Here is a 16,931-nt window from a genome sequence, read left to right on the forward strand (position 1 = left end):
ACTAATGCTGAGATCGGAGTTACCGTGATACTGCCCGTGCTTGGTCCGTCTCCGCCAAAACTGTCATTTCCTAATACTGCGATGTTCGTTAATCCGCTGTCTTCGTTTACGTCGGATGGCGTGTCGTTTGCAGCTAATGGTGCATCGTCAAGTACTATTAAATTAGCACTTGTAGAAGTTATCGTTCCACAAACAAAATTACTTTCGGTAATTACATCTCTGTAATCGTAACCATTAATTGCTGCGGTTGCTGCAGTAATGGTTAAAGTTGCAGTTGTAGCATTAGAATAAACACCTGCATTTGTAATATTTGTCCAAGAAGTTCCATTATCTGTACTAACTTGCCATTGGTGTTGTGTAACTCCCGAACCTCCTGAAACTGCTGCCGAAAAGGTTGTATTAGTGCCTGCAAGAATTGATGTATCTATAGGTTGTGTATCTATTGTGCTTGCAGTACCTAGAATTAAAGCATTTGAATAATCCCCAGAATAGGCAGCAGCAACTGGCCCTGTTACTAATCCTGTGCTATCTACTGTTGGAGTACCTATTCCAAAACCGCCTCCATCATTACCATCAGCTGTTGCTGAATTATAATATTCATTTGAATCTGAACATCCGTCATTATCGGAATCTAAATCTAAATAATTAAACGAACCATCATTATCAGAGTCACAATACAAATAAACACCTACACCCATTGCTTGGGTTCTTGCATTAGTGGCCTCATTTTCATAAACACCTGTTATAGAAATATTTTTACCTCTAGTGTAAGCAAATAATGATCTAGAATTGGTTTGAGTATTATCATAAATTAATTGATTTCCGGTAATACTTGCTTCAGTTGCTGTTGGAATAGCTCCTAAATTTTCAATAAGACTCCAATTAGATGAATTTGTAGTATAAACTCCTTTCTCTGCTGCAGTAGTTGATTCACCATCGAAAGCAAAAGCATCAAAAATTTGATTTATCCCCCCTTTAGTAGCAGTAATATCAAATTTAATTTCTAACCTGTTACCGACTGAATATGTAAATGGACCAACAAGCTGATTGCTAAGTCTAAATAAAAGAATACCTGCTAAGTCATCTGCGGCAGTGTTTCCAAAATTAGAATATCTCCAAAACATTTGATTTCCTCCTGCTGGAAAAGTGTTAATTATATTTCCTGTAATCGGGGTTAAAGCCCCACCCACTCTATTGACAACTGTAGCGATGGCAGTATATGTTATTCCATTAACAGTCTTACTAGATGTAGCACTATCTCCTATGTTAGTCAAAGAAACACCGTTCCAATCAAAAATCAAAAATTGATTTCTATTGGCGCCAGAACCACTTGTGAAATTATAAACTCCAGGAATATAATCACATCTTAACTCTACTGAATCTAAAATACCATCATTATCACTGTCAAGATCTGTCAAATCCTCTAAAGTGTCATTATCAGAATCATTTATAAAAACACAAGCAGCCGCTCCTGAAACAGTCAACGTTAAAGTACATGAAGGGGATGTTACATCAGTTACTGTCACAGTTTTATTTGAACCATCAGCTCCATTAGCAATTGTAAAAACAGTTGCTACACCATAAGAACCAGTTGTAGGTGTTGCACCAGACATCGTATATGTTGCTCCAGTATTGGAACCTGATAGGTTTAAAGTAAATTGTAAATCATTTGAACCAGTACAAGTCCCTGCCAAAGTACCCGGATTTGTTAAAGAACAAGTAGGTGGACAAGCCGAATTTACAGCACTATTTGTTACAGCAGAATTTGTACCTGTATAAGCAGTTGCATAGCCTGTAACTGCTCCGGTAGAAGAAACACCTGTCCCATCTACTTTGCCATCAGCAGGGCTAGCATCTGTAAAACCAGCCTCTTTGGCATCGCTACAACCATCCCCATCAGAGTCTGTGTTTTTATAATTATACGTTCCCGCAGTAGTAGCTATAGGTATAATTGTTGTGCCACAAGATTTTTGATAAGAAACACCATAAATCCTAAGACCACATGAACCTGTTGTAGATTTAATCAAAATATAGTCTTCGGAATTTGCTAATGTATAAGTATATGTCTGCATTGACGATCCAGCAATACCTGTTCGAGTACCTATAAGTGTACCTTGCGTACTTGATGCATCAGACTCATATAGACTCATATCATAATTAGTCCATCCACAATTATCCGAAGCATAGACCGTAATCACTGTTCCAGCTGGTATTACACTTCCAAAGCCTAATAAGAAATTGAAATTATTTGTCCATGAAGCAGAAAGAGCAAAATCAGAACTTAAAGGAGCCCCTATGGCATTTGCAGGATTTGTAACATTTGAACCAGAAACAGTAGTGGCATAAGCATCACTTAAACAACTTGCATCATAGATATCGGGCACTCCATTAGCATTTGAATCTGTCAAATTATCAGCTAATCCATTGTTGTCTATATCTGCTGCTCCCGCCTCTAGTATATCATAAATACCGTCATTGTCTGAGTCTAAGTCAAGTGAGTCTATAATTCCATCACTATCGGTATCTACTATTCCCTCAACAGTATCCAAAATACCGTCATTATCATCATCTGAATCACAAATATTTCTAATTCCGTCACTATCGGTATCTGGGCCTGTACAAGGTAAGGTAGTAAATGTTACTGTTGCTTTTTCAGAAACTCTACCATTATTTGCACTTCCACTTGCATCAGTTATAGTGTATTGAATAGGAGTAGGATTTGCTGAAAAACCCGCTAGTGGAGCAAACGTAAGTTGTCCTGAAGATGTGTTATAGGACCATGTCCCTTGTCCTGGTACTGTAAAACTATTTCCAGTAACTCTTGATCCATAAGTATCATATAGTTCTACAGTGGTGTTTGTAGTAGTTGCTTGTGCTCCCCCATTTAAATAATCGTTACTTAAAATCGAAACCGCTATTGGATTGCCCTGAAGTCCAGACCCAGTATCTGAAATTGCTGTAGGTGTTCCAGCATACTGTATTGTTACAGTAGCTCTTTCTTTACCTCCAGTTGCATTATCTGTTATAGTATAGGTTATAGGAGTTGGATTTCCTACAAATCCTGCCGCAGGTGTAAAAGTAAGATTACCTGATGTATATTGCCAAGTTCCCTCTCCGGCAACTGTATAGGATGTTAAACTCTTAATTCCAAATAACTCAAAAGTTACCCCCGCCGCTGTTGCGCTAGCACCACTAGCCAAAAAATCATTTGACAATACAGGCACAGTTACTACTCCTGAAGGCTGATTGGTAAGAATATCATCATTTGCAGTAGGGTCTTGAATTGAGCAATTGAATGCTACTGCAGCTGGCATTCCACTGTAAGTATCTAGTTCTTCTAATAAAATATCATCCAAATAAAAATCATTACCCGAATTATTACTCATTTCGTTGACCAAGGAAACGTAATAATTAGATGCGGAAACACAAGGAGGAGTTGGGAACATAAAAACTGCTGTATATTGAACCCAACCACCATTACCGTTTCCATTATTGGCAGGTCCAATATTACCTGAATCAAAACTACCAATAACTGTTTCACCAGATGGCAGTAAAAAATTTAATTTAATATTACTGTTTGCGTTTACCTCATAAATCCACAGCGAGAGTCTATAATATTTATTTGCTTGGAGAGGAATACTCCTTTTGTAAAAAGCATTCCTTGTAGTTCCAGCATTAACGACCATTACTGCACCGTTAGTATCACTAGGCGTATGATCTTGCATTGTAGTATTCCAAATTTGATAAACTGGTATATAGGAGTTATAAATATTTGGTGGAGCAACAACTGCATAATGATTGTTTTCCAAATCTCTAGCAAGATACGTTTCGTCTTGCGCAGTTGCAGGGTTATTTGGGGTATTCATATCGGCAAAAATAAAATTACCTGGCCCAACAGGAACATAAGGCGAGGGAATTCTAACAGTCGATTGACCAAAATCCTCAAAAAACAAAGTTGTTTGAGCATATGTTTTTACAAAGGAGAAAATAGTTAAGAAAAAAAATAATCCAAATTGTATTGATTTAATCTTAAGAAAGTATTGAAATCCTCCAGAAATAAATTGTGTAGTTTTAACTATCATAATTATAAAATTATATTATAAATGTTTCTTTGTAACAAAAATAAATCCTAAACAGATTCGCTTTTTAAATCAAAAAAGCGTATTATTGTGTTTTCACTTATTCCTAATTAAAAATATTTTTAACTTTAATAGATAAGTAAATATTAAAAAAAAGAAAATGAGACAAATCGTGGACTATTCGATTAAGTTATTAATATTCTTTATTTTTAAAATATTCAGTACAAGATGATTTTTATTGTTTTTTATAAATAAAAATTACAATTGTATTCACAAATAAAATTTTATAAGCAGTTAAAAACCCCACTATATATTGTACAACTTTAAAATCTTGTTAACGGTTTTTTTTTTTTAAATATGGCAAATATAAAATATATTTAAAAAAATCACTAATAATGTAACACAAAGTAGATTAAAAGCGATTTTACCCGATAAACTACATTAATACCTCAATAACACACAATAAGACATTCTTTTCTTTATGTTTTTCAAAAAATAAACATAATAAACTTCTACTTTTCTAATTTCTAATGAATTGAAATTTCTATCTATAAAACAAACTCCATAGAGTTTTTATCAATAAAACCAGTTGTTTTGAGAAGCACATAACCCATTTGGAGGATCTGTTTCAAAATCATTTTTTAATATTTTAATTCTCCCCATGACGTGCAAATTTTCAAATCTCGAACGGTATATTAGCAACGATAAAATAATCTTAAAATTCTAAAACCGAGATGCTAATTTTGGTCTTACTTATTCTAAAAATAAAAACAAAAAATTCGTCTTCTTTTATTAAATGCCTTCAGCTCAATAAAGCTAGGTATTTGTTGCTTATTAATCTCTATAAATAAAGTTTTTTCACTATCAATAACCACAAATTCAGGCGTTAAACTAATTCTAAATCATTTTTTTTACTTACATCTGATTTATTACCTAATTTACAATTCAAAGAACTTATAACTTCTAAAACTCTAAAATATTTTTTTAATCAAATTGAGATAGATATTGGCTTGTTTGATGAGTTAAATATACTAAAATTCAACATCTTGACAAATATTTAATCAGTTTTTTTTCACTATTAATATTTACACCCAAGGGATTAAAACTCTTTTTTTTAACACACCTAAACTGGCAACTTGAATTAACTAATAAGTTACATCCTTATTCACATCAAATTTATCTTTATAATTGACAAAAATATTACTTTATTCGTCAGGTATACAATATATATAGACAAATTACAAAAAAGTGTCGATAAATGGGTTCTCAGTGGTTTTGCCGCATCTACTGCAAATTCCAGTGATATTGACCACCCAATTCCAATTTAAAGTGACCACCTGATTCCAATTCAAAATGACCACCTAATTCCGGAGCAAAATGACCACCTCCATTTTTCATTAAAAACCTGAGCTCGATTAATAAAAGACAGCTAATTGGTTAGATTTAATTGTTTCGTATTTTAAAGAAGGTTTTTTAGGTAGAAAATTATAAGCAATTATTCCAGCAATAAGATTTGTCAAAAAGTTAGTAAATGAACGATGTCTAGAATGTTCAACTTGGCAGATATTTTTAAGTTCATCATTAACTGTTTCGATTATAGAGCGTTTACGAAGTAAAATTTTATCACTCATTTCCATCAAACTATTTTTCATATTATTACGAATGCTTGTAATTAACTGGATTCCATCAACAAATAATAATTGAGAAAGTTTTTCGCTTATATATCCTTTATCCCCAAATAACTTTCCAAAGACTGCATTCAAAAAACCTTCGTTTTTCAATGGTTCTCTATCATCAACATTAGCCTGGGTTACAGCAAAGCTTAATAATTCTCCTTTATCATTAATAATGATATGTAATTTAAACCCATGAAACCAGCCCATTGTAGATTTTCCTGTAGTGGCAGTGCCTTTGAAAACTTTGTTTCTGCTGATTCGTTTGTTTTTACAAATTCTTATTGGTGTTGAGTCAACAAATGAAATTCCTGTGCAATTTCCTAAACAACAAGTTTTTGCAAAAATAGTCGTTGGCAAAAGAACACTTTGCATCAGCTCTAAAAAACGATTATAAGAAACTGTATTTGGAAACTCATTTTGCATATGCTTTTGAACATAAAAAATATAATAGTGCTTGAAACAACGAAAACCACTTAAATGGAAAAGTAAATAAATTGTAATTACTTCGGATTTAGACATAATTGAAGGACGTTTAGAAGGCTTTCCTAGCAGAAAAGGCTGTGTAGTTTTGTCAAAATCTTTACAAAATTCATCAACAATAGAAAAAATATCAGTAATTTTATCGAAACAAATCATAAGGTAGAATTTAGTTAAATATTTAATTGTCAGAGATTTAAATATACTGAATTTTGCCTTTTTGTGCAATATTTTCAACCTAAATTATTAATCGAGTTCAGGTCAAAAACTAAAACCAATGCTATCACTTGAAATTTTATAATAAAACTCAATGTATAACATGAATTAAAGCTGACCTTAAAAAATTTGAAATGAAGCCGAAAAAAAAACAGCTAGAACTAGAATACTACAGGTATACTTTTTTTATTCCTGATAATTCATTTATTTCGATAACGAAAATAAAAGAAAAAAAAAGCTGTGGATAGTCAATTCGGACATAATTAACATGAATAAACACAGGTATTTATTTGAAAGAAAATAATTATTTTAATCAATTGCCGAATTTTGCAAAACACTATAATTGAGATAATTAACTTTTATAAATCATAAATAAAAAAATACTGCATGATCTTTTTTTGAAAAAAAATATTTTCAAAAGTCATAAACGAACCTCAGAAGGCAGTTTTCCAAAACGTTTTCTGAAATTTGAAGCAAATCGACCTGCAGAATCATAACCCGTAACTACAGCAATATCTTGAATATGGATATTTGAATTTCGAATTAATTGCATAGCCAAAAGCATATTTTTCTCTTTATGATATTGCAGCATAGAGAATCCAAAAACTACTTTAAAATTTGATTTTATTTTTGTAGGAGATGTATTAACTTCCTTCGCAATGGATTCGATACCGATAAAAGGCAGTTGCAGATTATGCAAAATAATTTTTTCTGCCTTGGCAACATTATGATAGTCTAAATTGGTCAAGGAGATATTATCTAAAATACGGTTGTCTTCAAAAGAGTTATCAAAAAAATCAGCCATTAAGTTGATGCATTTCTTCTTCAATCTCGCCCTGTCAGATTGTATATCATCCACATTTTTCAAAATTATCGAAATCTCTTTCGCTATATTATGTGCCTGCGGTGCAATGTCTAACCAAGTATAAGACCCTTTTTTAGCATTTAAAAAGTTCCTGATAGCCTTTCTGTGTTGGAATTTTTTAGAGGAAAAATTTTTATCAACCCAATCTTTTCTAATAGCAAAACTAAAGAATTTACCAGTTGTTCCTTTGTAAAAATAACTAGACACTTCGGTTTCTGGCTTACTGAAAGTCCAGCAAGTACTTAAAAGTAATATCTCTTGACTATCTTTAAAAGAAAACTTGTACTCAAATACTGAGAATGTAAGCAAGTAATACTCACTTAATTCATTCTTATCATAACGAGATTTAGTAACAATATTTTCCTTAACACTCATATCCACTTCCAAAATCCAAAAACCATCCTCAATTTCACGATAATACATCTTTGCTTTACAAAGAGCAGTATTGAAAGAAATAAGTTGTTTTAAAGGAGTATGATTCGTTATTGGAAGTTTTAAGATACTCTCCAGCATTATTTTTGGAGAATTAAATAAATAAGGAAGTTTAAAAAAATCATCTTTAAGAAGAAAAAGATACTTCTGAATATATTTTGGCCAATTATCTAAAGTCATAAAATCTAAAATTGATAAAAGTTAATTTCACAAACATAAAATCAATACATCAAAAATTAATAAGGCAAAAATATCAATAAAACGATTAATAAATCTAAAAAAATCAAACATATCCATACTATTTAATCACTTTTCAATTCATAATAATTATTTTATGTTTTTTTTATACAGTACAAAAAAAATAACAACATCAACCAAATAGTTAGCATAAAAGGAAACGAGGATGAGAAAAATGACACCAGAAAGCTCAACTACATCCATCTTTATTAAAAAAAAAGCAAAACTCATTTAAATAACAATAAATCCAACTTTTTATCTATAAAAAAACCAAAATGCAAACCTTGTTTATCTTCCTTCAATTTAACAAATTCAAAAGGCTGATCTGACCACATTACTTTGTGCCTTATTTCCTAGGCATCTGATGCTTTAATTGATTTTATCATCATTATAAAAATAAAAAACCGCCCAATCATTATTAGACGGTTCTAAATTACTTCAAATTTTATTTACTTGGCAGACCATTTATTATTTAATGGTGTTGCATCCATAAAAATCCCCCCATCAAGTGTAATTTGTCTGATTGGTTTCTTACCCTTTAAAATTACTACAGCTGTCTTTTCATTTTTCTCCCAAATAGCAGGATTTTGATGCAAGGTTTCTTTTGAATCATCAGTATACAAAATACTGATATCAAAAGGAATAGCAAAACCACCCGGATTTTCTACAGTAATATTTTTTCCTGAAACATTTTTAACAGCAATATCAATGTAATGATTGGGACTTGATGGGGCAGAATTCGAACCGTCTGTTAGATGCTTTAAAGATTTTAAATGATGTCTAGCATGCAGATTCGAAGTTCTTATCGCCCTCCATAATATTATGCAAATCGTGATCCTTACGAACCATTTTATACAAGATTTGAAAAAACTTTCGATTTCACTTGATTTTATTACAAAGTATTAGAAGGTGTAAGACTTGTGAACCAGTATTCCATAATATTACAAATAGTCTTTTTATAATCGTCAAATTTTTCTTCTTTTTTAAAGAAGTCATGAACATAGCAGTTATAAGATTTAATAACGTGTTCAGGACTCATTGAGGTGGACATAAAAATATAAGGTATGCATTTTTTGCATGTTACCGGATTGGATTCAATCTCATTGTTAAAAAGGAAAAAACACTTGTGAAATCAACAGCACAAGCAAAAACAGCATTGCATATGCTTTTGCAGCATTCAAATAAGAATCTCGAAAGCGGGATTTCTGAACTTCTGGGTAAATTGAAAAATCCCAAGCTCGATTTATTGCTTGACAGATATCCCGACCTTTTGCAGGAATACGATTTGGAAGAATTGCTTTCAGGTGATATTGAAATCATTGATGCGGAGATGCAGGACGTCAAGACGGCAGGACTGCTGTCGTGCTTACAATTACTGCTACATTTTTGTTATGAACTGAAAGAAAATCCAAATCCAGCTGATAAGCGATTTGATAGTCTCAGGTATATTTTAAAATCCATTACCTGCTCCCAGTTTGTACATGAACTGCTCTTTGTTGTTATAACAGTTGTCGGAGCAGACTATTACAAAAATTTTCAGCAGAGCATTCAAGACTTAAAATTTGATTTAGAAAGCGCAATAGAGCTGGAAAACGATCCTGAACTGAATGAGCATATTGATCAGATGACATGGTTTGCGTTAATGAGGCTATTTTTAGAATCGGTCTACACTTATTTCAACAGTCCTGATAAAAACTTCAAAAACACGACATAATCAAAACTTCAAACAGTCCACTAGATAAATGATTAATTGATTTAAAAATAAAGATTATGGAAAAAGATAAAATCAAATTAAATGAGTTCATAGAGAACCCAGAGCATTATTTTGTATTGCTCAAGCCAGCATTAGAAACAAGAAATGATATCCACATTATTGAAATAAATGTGCAAGGATATAGAGACCAGTTTTGTATGATTATGGATTTGCTTAAAACAGCAAAATTTGCTTTAGACGGCATTGAAGTCAGTATTGAGAGTGCTAAACATACTGAACGATATGTTGGAAGTCTTTTGAGAATAATAGAAATGCTGATCCCATTGGAAGAAGCGGAATTATTGGATATGCTTTACCTAAAACATTTAGATGAAAAAAAGAAGAGTGATTCCAATTAACCTGTTTCCAATTGTAATTTTAATAAAACGGCGACTTTGGAGACGTTTTCCGCCCCCTGCAAGGGCAAGTTGTTTTGAGATGCTGAATTCATTTCAAGCATCTCAAAACACAACTTGCCGTTGTCCCGCGACAACTTTTTTACAAAAGGTTTTAATTGAAAGGGCTTGATGCCCTTTTTTTATTTTGTCCGTATTTTTGAATTTCATGATTGTGCTAAAGGTTCAAAATTAGTTGTGGCAAGGTCATATAGATATTGCTTTTAAAAGTCCCGTCATATATAATTTTGTCACGGTAAATTCCAGTAATCACAATGACAATTTTTTGATCGAAGTCAAAGTATATAAATCTGTACAGTGTAATTTACATATTTATGCACGCCTGCTCATGCGTATTTGTGCCCAGATGTATTTCTGGCTGGCCAGATATAAAGCCATAAATAATAGTATAAGCAATTGCACATGTAAAACTGCAAATGAGTATTTACGTACATGCGCTTTTATGTTTTTACAGTTTTGCATATATACATAAATACTTCTCTGTATAAATAAGTAAATACAGTGTTATGTACATATGTAAAAACACAAAATATTTTCAAAAGAAAACAGAAAAACCGAAAAAAAGAAAAAGAAAGCAATTTCACAAGACAGGATGCAGTCAGGCCAAAAGGAATCGGAATAAGTCCCGAAGGGTGGCTTGTGAGGTACGAGCAAGGCATTATGCCGAAGTCTTTTTGCCAGACTGAGAACAGCCTGTCATACCTTCGTTTTCTTTTTTATTTCTTCGGAAAAATATAAAGTAAAAAGAATCTCGTGTTTAATAAATTTAAGAGGCAGAACTAAATCCAGTGATAGGGTTTGTCTTTGCGGTTCAGATAGCAATACATCTCTTCCTTTTTTAGTTCGGGAAAGAATTTAAGAGCATTCTCAATGGCATAGTTGGGAAGAAAGAAAATCTCGTCACGGACAGCCTTTATCACTTTTTCACGACCATAAAAACGCACGATTTCGTCAATTTGATCCTGACCTCCACGCTCAACAATACGGGCAATTACCATTTTATATCCTCCATCCCAGTCAATACTGTCGAATCTAAAATCCCAGAAGAATTTAGGGTGAAGATTAGGTATATGTTTGATTAATGGCTTCATTATTTTTTTAAATGGATTAGTATCAAATATAAGCATTTTTTACTGAATTACCTGCGAAATCCTCTCTTTTTGTTGGGATTAATGGGTAAATCCTGGCTTTCTGATTTAAATTTATACAAAGGATTTTTTACTGCCAGTTCCAGCCGTTTTTGGATATTTTTCCAGTTTTGCTCTTTTTCTTTCAGCATATCTACGCCTTCAAAGGTAGTAATCTTGTCATATGTATTCAGCCCTATGGAAGCCCAGTACGGATCTTTGTCATATTTTCTCTGATAGGCTTGAAGGTAGAACTTCAATGGTTCTCGTTCAAGCATAAAGTACATATCGACAAAATCCTTACACCTGTCTCCGCTCTGATGAATCGCATGGAGTTTCATTGCTCCAATATCTTCATTGGAAATCATGCGGACTCCTTCAGCTGTTTCTACAGAATTCAGAAGAGGGTAATTGTGTGTAACAATATCAACTTTTACATCATCGATGTAGGTAAGAACGGTGTTCGGGAAGAACTGGCTTTCCTTTTCATTTACAGCGTAAGTGTCATGCAGATATTTGAGCATCATCTGCGAATTAAAATTTTTTGTTGTAAAAAGATCTATATCCACCGATAAGCGGTGTCCCAATCGTAAGGCTAGCGCCGTACCTCCGACCAATATATGTTCTTTTAGTTTTTCGTCTTTCATAAGCCTTTGGAGAAGTTCCCACATCTCCTCGGTAACTGTTTCTTTGTGGAGCATAATTTCATGTTTTCAGAAAATTAATCCTGAAAAAGGCCTACTCTTTTAAAGTGTCTAGTGATGGCTTTACTTGACAGCAAATGTCCAATCCTACAGGTTGAAGACTGGGTCAGGCACAAATAAGCCAAATGCTTCCAAGTACTTCCAAATTAGAGTGTAAGTACTGATTATAAGATATATTAGTTTTTAAGTAATTAAAATAAGAAGTCATGGAAAATGAAGAAACAAAGAACCCGCATAAAGGAGGCAGACCTTCCAAAATAGATCCCGCTGTTCATCGTTATTCTATCAGTCTTACTGCAGAAGAAAATGCCCGTTTTCTGACTCTTTTTGAAATATCAGGAATGCATGTAATGGCGCACTTTATTACAGCGTGTGTTTTTCAAAAAGGAATAAAAACAGTTAAGATCGATAAAGCGACAATGGATTATTATATGCGCCTAACCTCTTTTTACAGCCAGTTTAGGGCTGTTGGGGTAAATTACAATCAGGTTGTCAAGATTTTGCACCGTAATTTTTCCGAAAAGAAAGCTTTGGCATATCTATACAAATTGGAAAAGCAGACTGCGGAATTTGCTGTTCTGTCCAAAAAAATCATACAGCTCACAGAGGAATTTGAGGAAAAGCACCTGAAAAAATAGGAATTGCCAATGTTTTATATTTTCTAACAATGCCAAATAAAGTCATTATATTCCTTTGAAAACAATAAGAAGCTGAGATATACTTTTACTTTTTAAATTCGCTTTACTACTGTAATGAGATTGGTGTCTTAATTACATCGATGCTATTTGGCATTAGTGTAGAAATCTTTTGTATGCCCTGACAAGGAATACAAATAAACGATACAGTTCATATTTTTAGAATGATGACTAAATTTTAGAAGCGATGAAAAGGGGTAAGCAAATAGAGTTCTTTAATGTTATATTGAAATTTGACGAAAGGTTACGATTATTAGAAAATCTAGTCAGCGAAACTGACATGGACAACAAAGTGCAATCTGTTTTTTCAAAAGAAAAATGTAAATCCTGTTACAATAAAATTGACTTCGCTCAGCTCTTTTATTTCTTAATGGATGAAGGTCTATTGTTTTTTGACAATGCAGATGAAAAAAATAATAGAAGTAAGTTTCAGTTTTTTCTCGAAAATAATTTTACATATGCTGGCGATGAGGGCGGGCAGTCGAAAATTAAGTCGATCAGTAGACAATTCTCCGAATGCAAAGGTTATACCTATAAAGAGAAGCAGATTACATTTTTAGAAGAACTCATTACAAAAATGCAGGAAAGAAAAAGAAGACTTCAGAGTTGGTAAGAGCTTGTAAAAATAGTTTAGTGTCAAAATTTAAATCTTTAGTTATGACAAAAAAAGAAAGAAAACTCTCTTTTGTAATGAGAGTAAAACAATTAATAGAGCCTGTACTGGTGAGGCTGGAAACAATTGATTCAAAAATCAGCGGACAGGGTAAAGGCGTGATACCTGTATATTACAGAAATGAAGATTTAAAAAAGATATTTGGATTGTCTAGCAATACTATTATAAAATACAGGCAGACAGGAATTCTGCCATTTACTAAACTCGGTGATATATTTTTGTACGATGCGGTAAAAATCGAAAAAATTCTTCATGAAAATAATAGTTAAAGAAAAACTGTAAAGCAAAAGGCTCCATAATTTGGAGCCTTTTTTAGTTATGTATTTTACTTGTATTTTAATTTCAGTTTCTCCATATCTTCCATAATATTTACATCTAAAACTTTTGCATAATGCTGGGTCTGCTTAATATTGGTGTGTCCCATCATGGATGAAACATTCTCGATTCTCATACCGTTCCCTAAGGTCACGGTAGTAGCGAAAGTATGTCTGGCGACATACCACGTTAGATGTTTGGTAATACCACAGACATCAGCAATTTCCTTTAGATAGGCATTCATTTTTTGATTGGATATCTGAGGAATTAATCCTTGCTGTTGATTTTTATATTTATTGATAATTTTTAAAGTCGAAGGAAGTACAGGAACGTTTGCTCTTATTGCGGTTTTAGCCCTGCTGGTCATAATCCAAAGATTGCCATTATTGTCTTCGAAAAGGTTGCCAAGTGAAAGATCCATGGCATCAACAGGCGCATAGCCAGTGTAACAAGAAAAAAGAAAGATGTCTTTTACTTTTTCTAAGCGATTTACCGAAAATATTTTATTCTCTATCGTATCGAGTTCTTGCTGAGTCAGAAACACGGCATCTTTAATACTTAATTTACCGTCGTAGATTTGAAAAGGGTTTTTGATGATTAAGTCCATTTTAATACTGTAATTACAAGCTGTTTTGTACATTTTCATATACTTGACTACAGAATTATTCTTAATCCCTATTTTACCCTTAAAATTGCTTTCGTATTTTAGAAATTCTTCCAGCTTATAAACAAACGAACTTGATATTTCCAAAGCAGGCATATCATTGGTTCCATAGTTCTTCTTCATAAAATTCAAAAGAAGCTCTTTAGAACGCTCGTATTTTTGAAGAGAAGCGCTGGAGCGCTCACCAGCGGCAACCTTTCTTCTGAAATACTTATTGTATTTGTCAAGAATCTCAATGATGGTGGTCTGATTTGTGTTGCCGTTTTTCTTTGCATTTGTTTTACCGCTGAGCTCTTCTTTTAATAATTCTAATGATACCTCAGAATCAATTCTGAAGAGTTCATTGAATTTTTTTTCGGCATTGAGTTGGAAAAGATCAAGAGAACTTTTAATCACTTTTTCTTTTTCAAGTTTTAAAACATTTCTAAGGTTGTTCGTAAAAATCCATCTATCTTTTGAGATAGATTTTCCTGTACTGATTGAAATTCTTTGCTTGTTGAGTGACAGACGGGCAAATATTGTTAATTCGCCATTTTTGTCAACGGTGCTTGATTTGAGAAAAAAAATTACTTTTAACATGGTATCTAGTTTTTAAATTAATATTCAAATTGATTTAAAAATTTTGATAGAGCCTAGAGGTAGCAGGGAATTCCCGGGGAATTCTCAATTTTTAGTAACCCTATTTTTGATTTAAAACTCAAAAATAATTAGGGTTACCAATAGGGTTACCGTTCTTTGATAAAGTATGTGCTTTTTGAAAGGTTGCCAAAAATGAAAAAGCCTTTAAACACTAGTGTTTAAAGGCTTTTGACTTTTAAAGTTTCTTTTGAAACTCCTACTGGCGGAGAAAGAGGGATTCGAACCCCCGGACCTGTTACAGTCAACAGTTTTCAAGACTGCCGCATTCGACCGCTCTGCCATTTCTCCAGTATATCGCTATCATTTTCTAATTGCGAGTGCAAATGTAATATGCTTTTTCGATTATAAAAAACTTTTTTTTAATTTTTTTACAAATTATTTCGATATATTATTTAAGTAATTAATAATCAGTATCTGTTGTTTTTTTTTCTTTAATAATTATTCAAAAATTGGAATTGGTTTTTTGTTGTCATCGACTGCAACAAACGAAAAAGTACCAGCAACAACACTTTCACGCTGTTCTGAGTACATCTGTTCCATAAAAATATCAACTTGAATTTTACAACTCGTTCTTCCTACACTTATAACTTTTGCAATTAATTCGATAAGTGTTCCGGCAGGTATGGCATTTTTAAAATTTATTTCGCCAGTGGCAATAGTCACCATTTTTTTGCGACTAAAGCGTGTGGCACAAATAAAAGCAACTTCATCCATGAGGTGAAGTGCTGTACCACCAAATAAGGTATCATAATGATTTGTGGTACTCGGGAAAACAGCTTTAAAAATGCGTGTTTCTGATTTTTCTATTTTTTCTTCTAAGTTTTCCATTTTAGTATCTAACGTATTCGGTAATTTCAAGACCATAACCAATCATCCCAACACGTTTTGATTGTTGAGTGTTCGAAACCAAACGAATTTTTGAAATATCAATGTCGTGCAAAATTTGGGCTCCAATTCCATAATCTTTGGTATCAATCACAACTTTTGGAGCTTTCATCGTTCCTTGTGATTGTAGCGCTTTCAACTCACTAATTCTGCTTAGCATATTAACCGCTGTCATATCCTGATTAATAAAAATCACTGCTCCTTTTCCGTCTTCATTAATTATTTTAAACATATCATCCAATTGCTGATCTACATTATTGGTAAGTGTTCCTAATAAATCATTATTAACCTGTGAAGAATGAATACGTGTTAAAATAGGCTCTCCCAAGTTCCATGTTCCTTTAGTCAAAGCGATATGGATTTGCTTATTCGTGGTTTGTTCGTATGCTCTCAATCTAAAAATCCCGAAACGAGTTTCAATATCAAAGTCTTCTTTTTTTATAATTAAACTATCATGTTGCATTCTATACGCAACCAAGTCCTCTATTGAAACTAATTTTAAATCAAATTTCTTAGCAACTTCAACTAATTGAGGTAAACGAGCCATTGAACCGTCTTCATTCATGATTTCAACAATAACCCCCGCAGGTTTGAATCCTGCTAGTCTTGCAAAATCAATTGCAGCTTCGGTATGCCCAGTTCTTCTTAAAACGCCACCTTGTTTGGCAATCAACGGAAAAATATGTCCAGGACGCGCTAATTCATGTGGCTTAGTACTAGGGTCAACTAATGCTAAAATTGTCTTAGCTCTATCTCCCGCCGAAATCCCTGTGGTCACACCATTCCCTTTTAAGTCAATCGAAACCGTGAAAGCAGTCTCCATATGATCTGTATTGTTTGTAACCATTGCTCTTAAATCAAGCTCTTTACAGCGACTTTCAGTCAAGGGTGCGCAAATTAATCCACGTCCGTGTGTAGCCATAAAATTGATCATTTCTGGAGTAACTTTGTCGGCTGCTGCCAAAAAATCTCCTTCATTTTCACGGTCTTCATCATCAACAACAATTATGACTTTTCCTTGTCGAATGTCCTCTATTGCTTCTTCGATTGTGTTGAGTTGTATTTTTGTGACAGACAT

General features: G+C 33.1%; 13 protein-coding genes, 1 tRNA gene and 1 pseudogene. 5 read left to right on the top strand and 10 right to left on the bottom strand.

From position 1 onward, the window contains the following. The 4 genes and pseudogenes from ABEB18_RS13665 to ABEB18_RS13680 form a co-directional block, all read right to left on the bottom strand. Window positions 1–4,082: pseudogene (locus ABEB18_RS13665) on the bottom strand (hypothetical protein); the annotation flags it as partial. Between the two features lie 1,412 nt (window positions 4,083–5,494). Then, window positions 5,495–6,391 carry an IS982 family transposase gene (locus tag ABEB18_RS13670; protein WP_348799971.1) on the bottom strand — a complete coding sequence of 299 codons (897 nt, stop codon included), beginning with the start codon at window positions 6,389–6,391 and terminating at the stop codon, window positions 5,495–5,497. A gap of 478 nt (window positions 6,392–6,869) precedes the next feature. After that, complete coding sequence (locus ABEB18_RS13675) at window positions 6,870–7,925, bottom strand: helix-turn-helix transcriptional regulator (protein WP_348799871.1); 1,056 nt, start codon at window positions 7,923–7,925, stop codon at window positions 6,870–6,872. Window positions 7,926–8,431: 506 nt separating this feature from the next. After that, complete coding sequence (locus tag ABEB18_RS13680; protein WP_348799872.1) at window positions 8,432–8,605, bottom strand: hypothetical protein; 174 nt, start codon at window positions 8,603–8,605, stop codon at window positions 8,432–8,434. A 503-nt stretch (window positions 8,606–9,108) separates the two neighbouring features. On the opposite strand from ABEB18_RS13680, the gene ABEB18_RS13685 reads away from it, so the two are divergent. Together ABEB18_RS13685 and ABEB18_RS13690 are read left to right on the top strand one after the other, a co-directional pair. Beyond that, entirely contained in the window at window positions 9,109–9,696 is a 588-nt protein-coding gene (locus ABEB18_RS13685) for a hypothetical protein (RefSeq protein ID WP_348799873.1), read from the top strand. 56 nt (window positions 9,697–9,752) lie between these two features. Next, window positions 9,753–10,094: a hypothetical protein gene (locus ABEB18_RS13690; RefSeq protein WP_348799874.1), complete on the top strand. Its 342-nt coding sequence runs from the start codon at window positions 9,753–9,755 to the stop codon at window positions 10,092–10,094. Window positions 10,095–10,930: 836 nt separating this feature from the next. Here ABEB18_RS13690 and ABEB18_RS13695 read toward each other — a convergent pair. Then, window positions 10,931–11,242, bottom strand: a complete 312-nt coding sequence (locus ABEB18_RS13695; protein WP_348799875.1) for a DUF6922 domain-containing protein — start codon at window positions 11,240–11,242, stop codon at window positions 10,931–10,933. Between the two features lie 47 nt (window positions 11,243–11,289). Then, complete coding sequence (locus ABEB18_RS13700; protein ID WP_348799876.1) at window positions 11,290–11,979, bottom strand: nucleotidyl transferase AbiEii/AbiGii toxin family protein; 690 nt, start codon at window positions 11,977–11,979, stop codon at window positions 11,290–11,292. Between the two features lie 209 nt (window positions 11,980–12,188). Here ABEB18_RS13700 and mobA point away from each other — a divergent pair, with 209 nt between their 5' ends. The 3 genes from mobA (at window position 12,189) to ABEB18_RS13715 (ending at window position 13,619) form a co-directional block, all read left to right on the top strand. Beyond that, window positions 12,189–12,620: a conjugal transfer protein MobA gene (gene mobA, locus ABEB18_RS13705; protein WP_348799877.1), complete on the top strand. Its 432-nt coding sequence runs from the start codon at window positions 12,189–12,191 to the stop codon at window positions 12,618–12,620. Window positions 12,621–12,864: 244 nt separating this feature from the next. Next, window positions 12,865–13,290, top strand: coding sequence for a hypothetical protein (locus ABEB18_RS13710; RefSeq protein ID WP_348799878.1), 426 nt, complete (start codon window positions 12,865–12,867; stop codon window positions 13,288–13,290). Window positions 13,291–13,334: 44 nt separating this feature from the next. Then, window positions 13,335–13,619 (top strand): helix-turn-helix domain-containing protein, encoded by a 285-nt coding sequence (locus tag ABEB18_RS13715; RefSeq protein ID WP_348799879.1) that lies wholly within the window; start codon window positions 13,335–13,337, stop codon window positions 13,617–13,619. Between the two features lie 56 nt (window positions 13,620–13,675). On the opposite strand, the gene ABEB18_RS13720 is transcribed toward ABEB18_RS13715, so the two are convergent. The 4 genes from ABEB18_RS13720 to ribB form a co-directional block, all read right to left on the bottom strand. Next, the gene (locus ABEB18_RS13720; RefSeq protein WP_348799880.1) at window positions 13,676–14,908 is read right to left on the bottom strand and encodes a site-specific integrase; all 1,233 of its coding nucleotides are present in this window, start codon (window positions 14,906–14,908) and stop codon (window positions 13,676–13,678) included. A 260-nt stretch (window positions 14,909–15,168) separates the two neighbouring features. Continuing rightward, window positions 15,169–15,256 (bottom strand) — tRNA-Ser (locus tag ABEB18_RS13725). A gap of 150 nt (window positions 15,257–15,406) precedes the next feature. Further along, the gene (locus ABEB18_RS13730) at window positions 15,407–15,796 is read right to left on the bottom strand and encodes an acyl-CoA thioesterase (protein ID WP_348799881.1); all 390 of its coding nucleotides are present in this window, start codon (window positions 15,794–15,796) and stop codon (window positions 15,407–15,409) included. Window position 15,797: 1 nt separating this feature from the next. Next, window positions 15,798–16,931, bottom strand: coding sequence for a 3,4-dihydroxy-2-butanone-4-phosphate synthase (ribB, locus tag ABEB18_RS13735; protein WP_348799882.1), 1,134 nt, complete (start codon window positions 16,929–16,931; stop codon window positions 15,798–15,800).

This window comes from Flavobacterium adhaerens (assembly GCF_040045115.1).
Lineage (GTDB): Bacteria > Bacteroidota > Bacteroidia > Flavobacteriales > Flavobacteriaceae > Flavobacterium > Flavobacterium adhaerens.

Coding starts and splice junctions, on each gene's coding strand:
- ABEB18_RS13670 (WP_348799971.1), bottom strand. CDS start 6,391: ATGATTTGTTTCGATAAAATTACTGATATTTTTTCTATTGTTGATGAA.
- ABEB18_RS13675 (WP_348799871.1), bottom strand. CDS start 7,925: ATGACTTTAGATAATTGGCCAAAATATATTCAGAAGTATCTTTTTCTT.
- ABEB18_RS13690 (WP_348799874.1), top strand. CDS start 9,753: ATGGAAAAAGATAAAATCAAATTAAATGAGTTCATAGAGAACCCAGAG.
- ABEB18_RS13695 (WP_348799875.1), bottom strand. CDS start 11,242: ATGAAGCCATTAATCAAACATATACCTAATCTTCACCCTAAATTCTTC.
- ABEB18_RS13700 (WP_348799876.1), bottom strand. CDS start 11,979: ATGCTCCACAAAGAAACAGTTACCGAGGAGATGTGGGAACTTCTCCAA.
- mobA (WP_348799877.1), top strand. CDS start 12,189: ATGGAAAATGAAGAAACAAAGAACCCGCATAAAGGAGGCAGACCTTCC.
- ABEB18_RS13710 (WP_348799878.1), top strand. CDS start 12,865: ATGAAAAGGGGTAAGCAAATAGAGTTCTTTAATGTTATATTGAAATTT.
- ABEB18_RS13715 (WP_348799879.1), top strand. CDS start 13,335: ATGACAAAAAAAGAAAGAAAACTCTCTTTTGTAATGAGAGTAAAACAA.
- ABEB18_RS13720 (WP_348799880.1), bottom strand. CDS start 14,908: ATGTTAAAAGTAATTTTTTTTCTCAAATCAAGCACCGTTGACAAAAAT.
- ABEB18_RS13730 (WP_348799881.1), bottom strand. CDS start 15,796: ATGGAAAACTTAGAAGAAAAAATAGAAAAATCAGAAACACGCATTTTT.
- ribB (WP_348799882.1), bottom strand. CDS start 16,931: ATGTCTGTCACAAAAATACAACTCAACACAATCGAAGAAGCAATAGAG.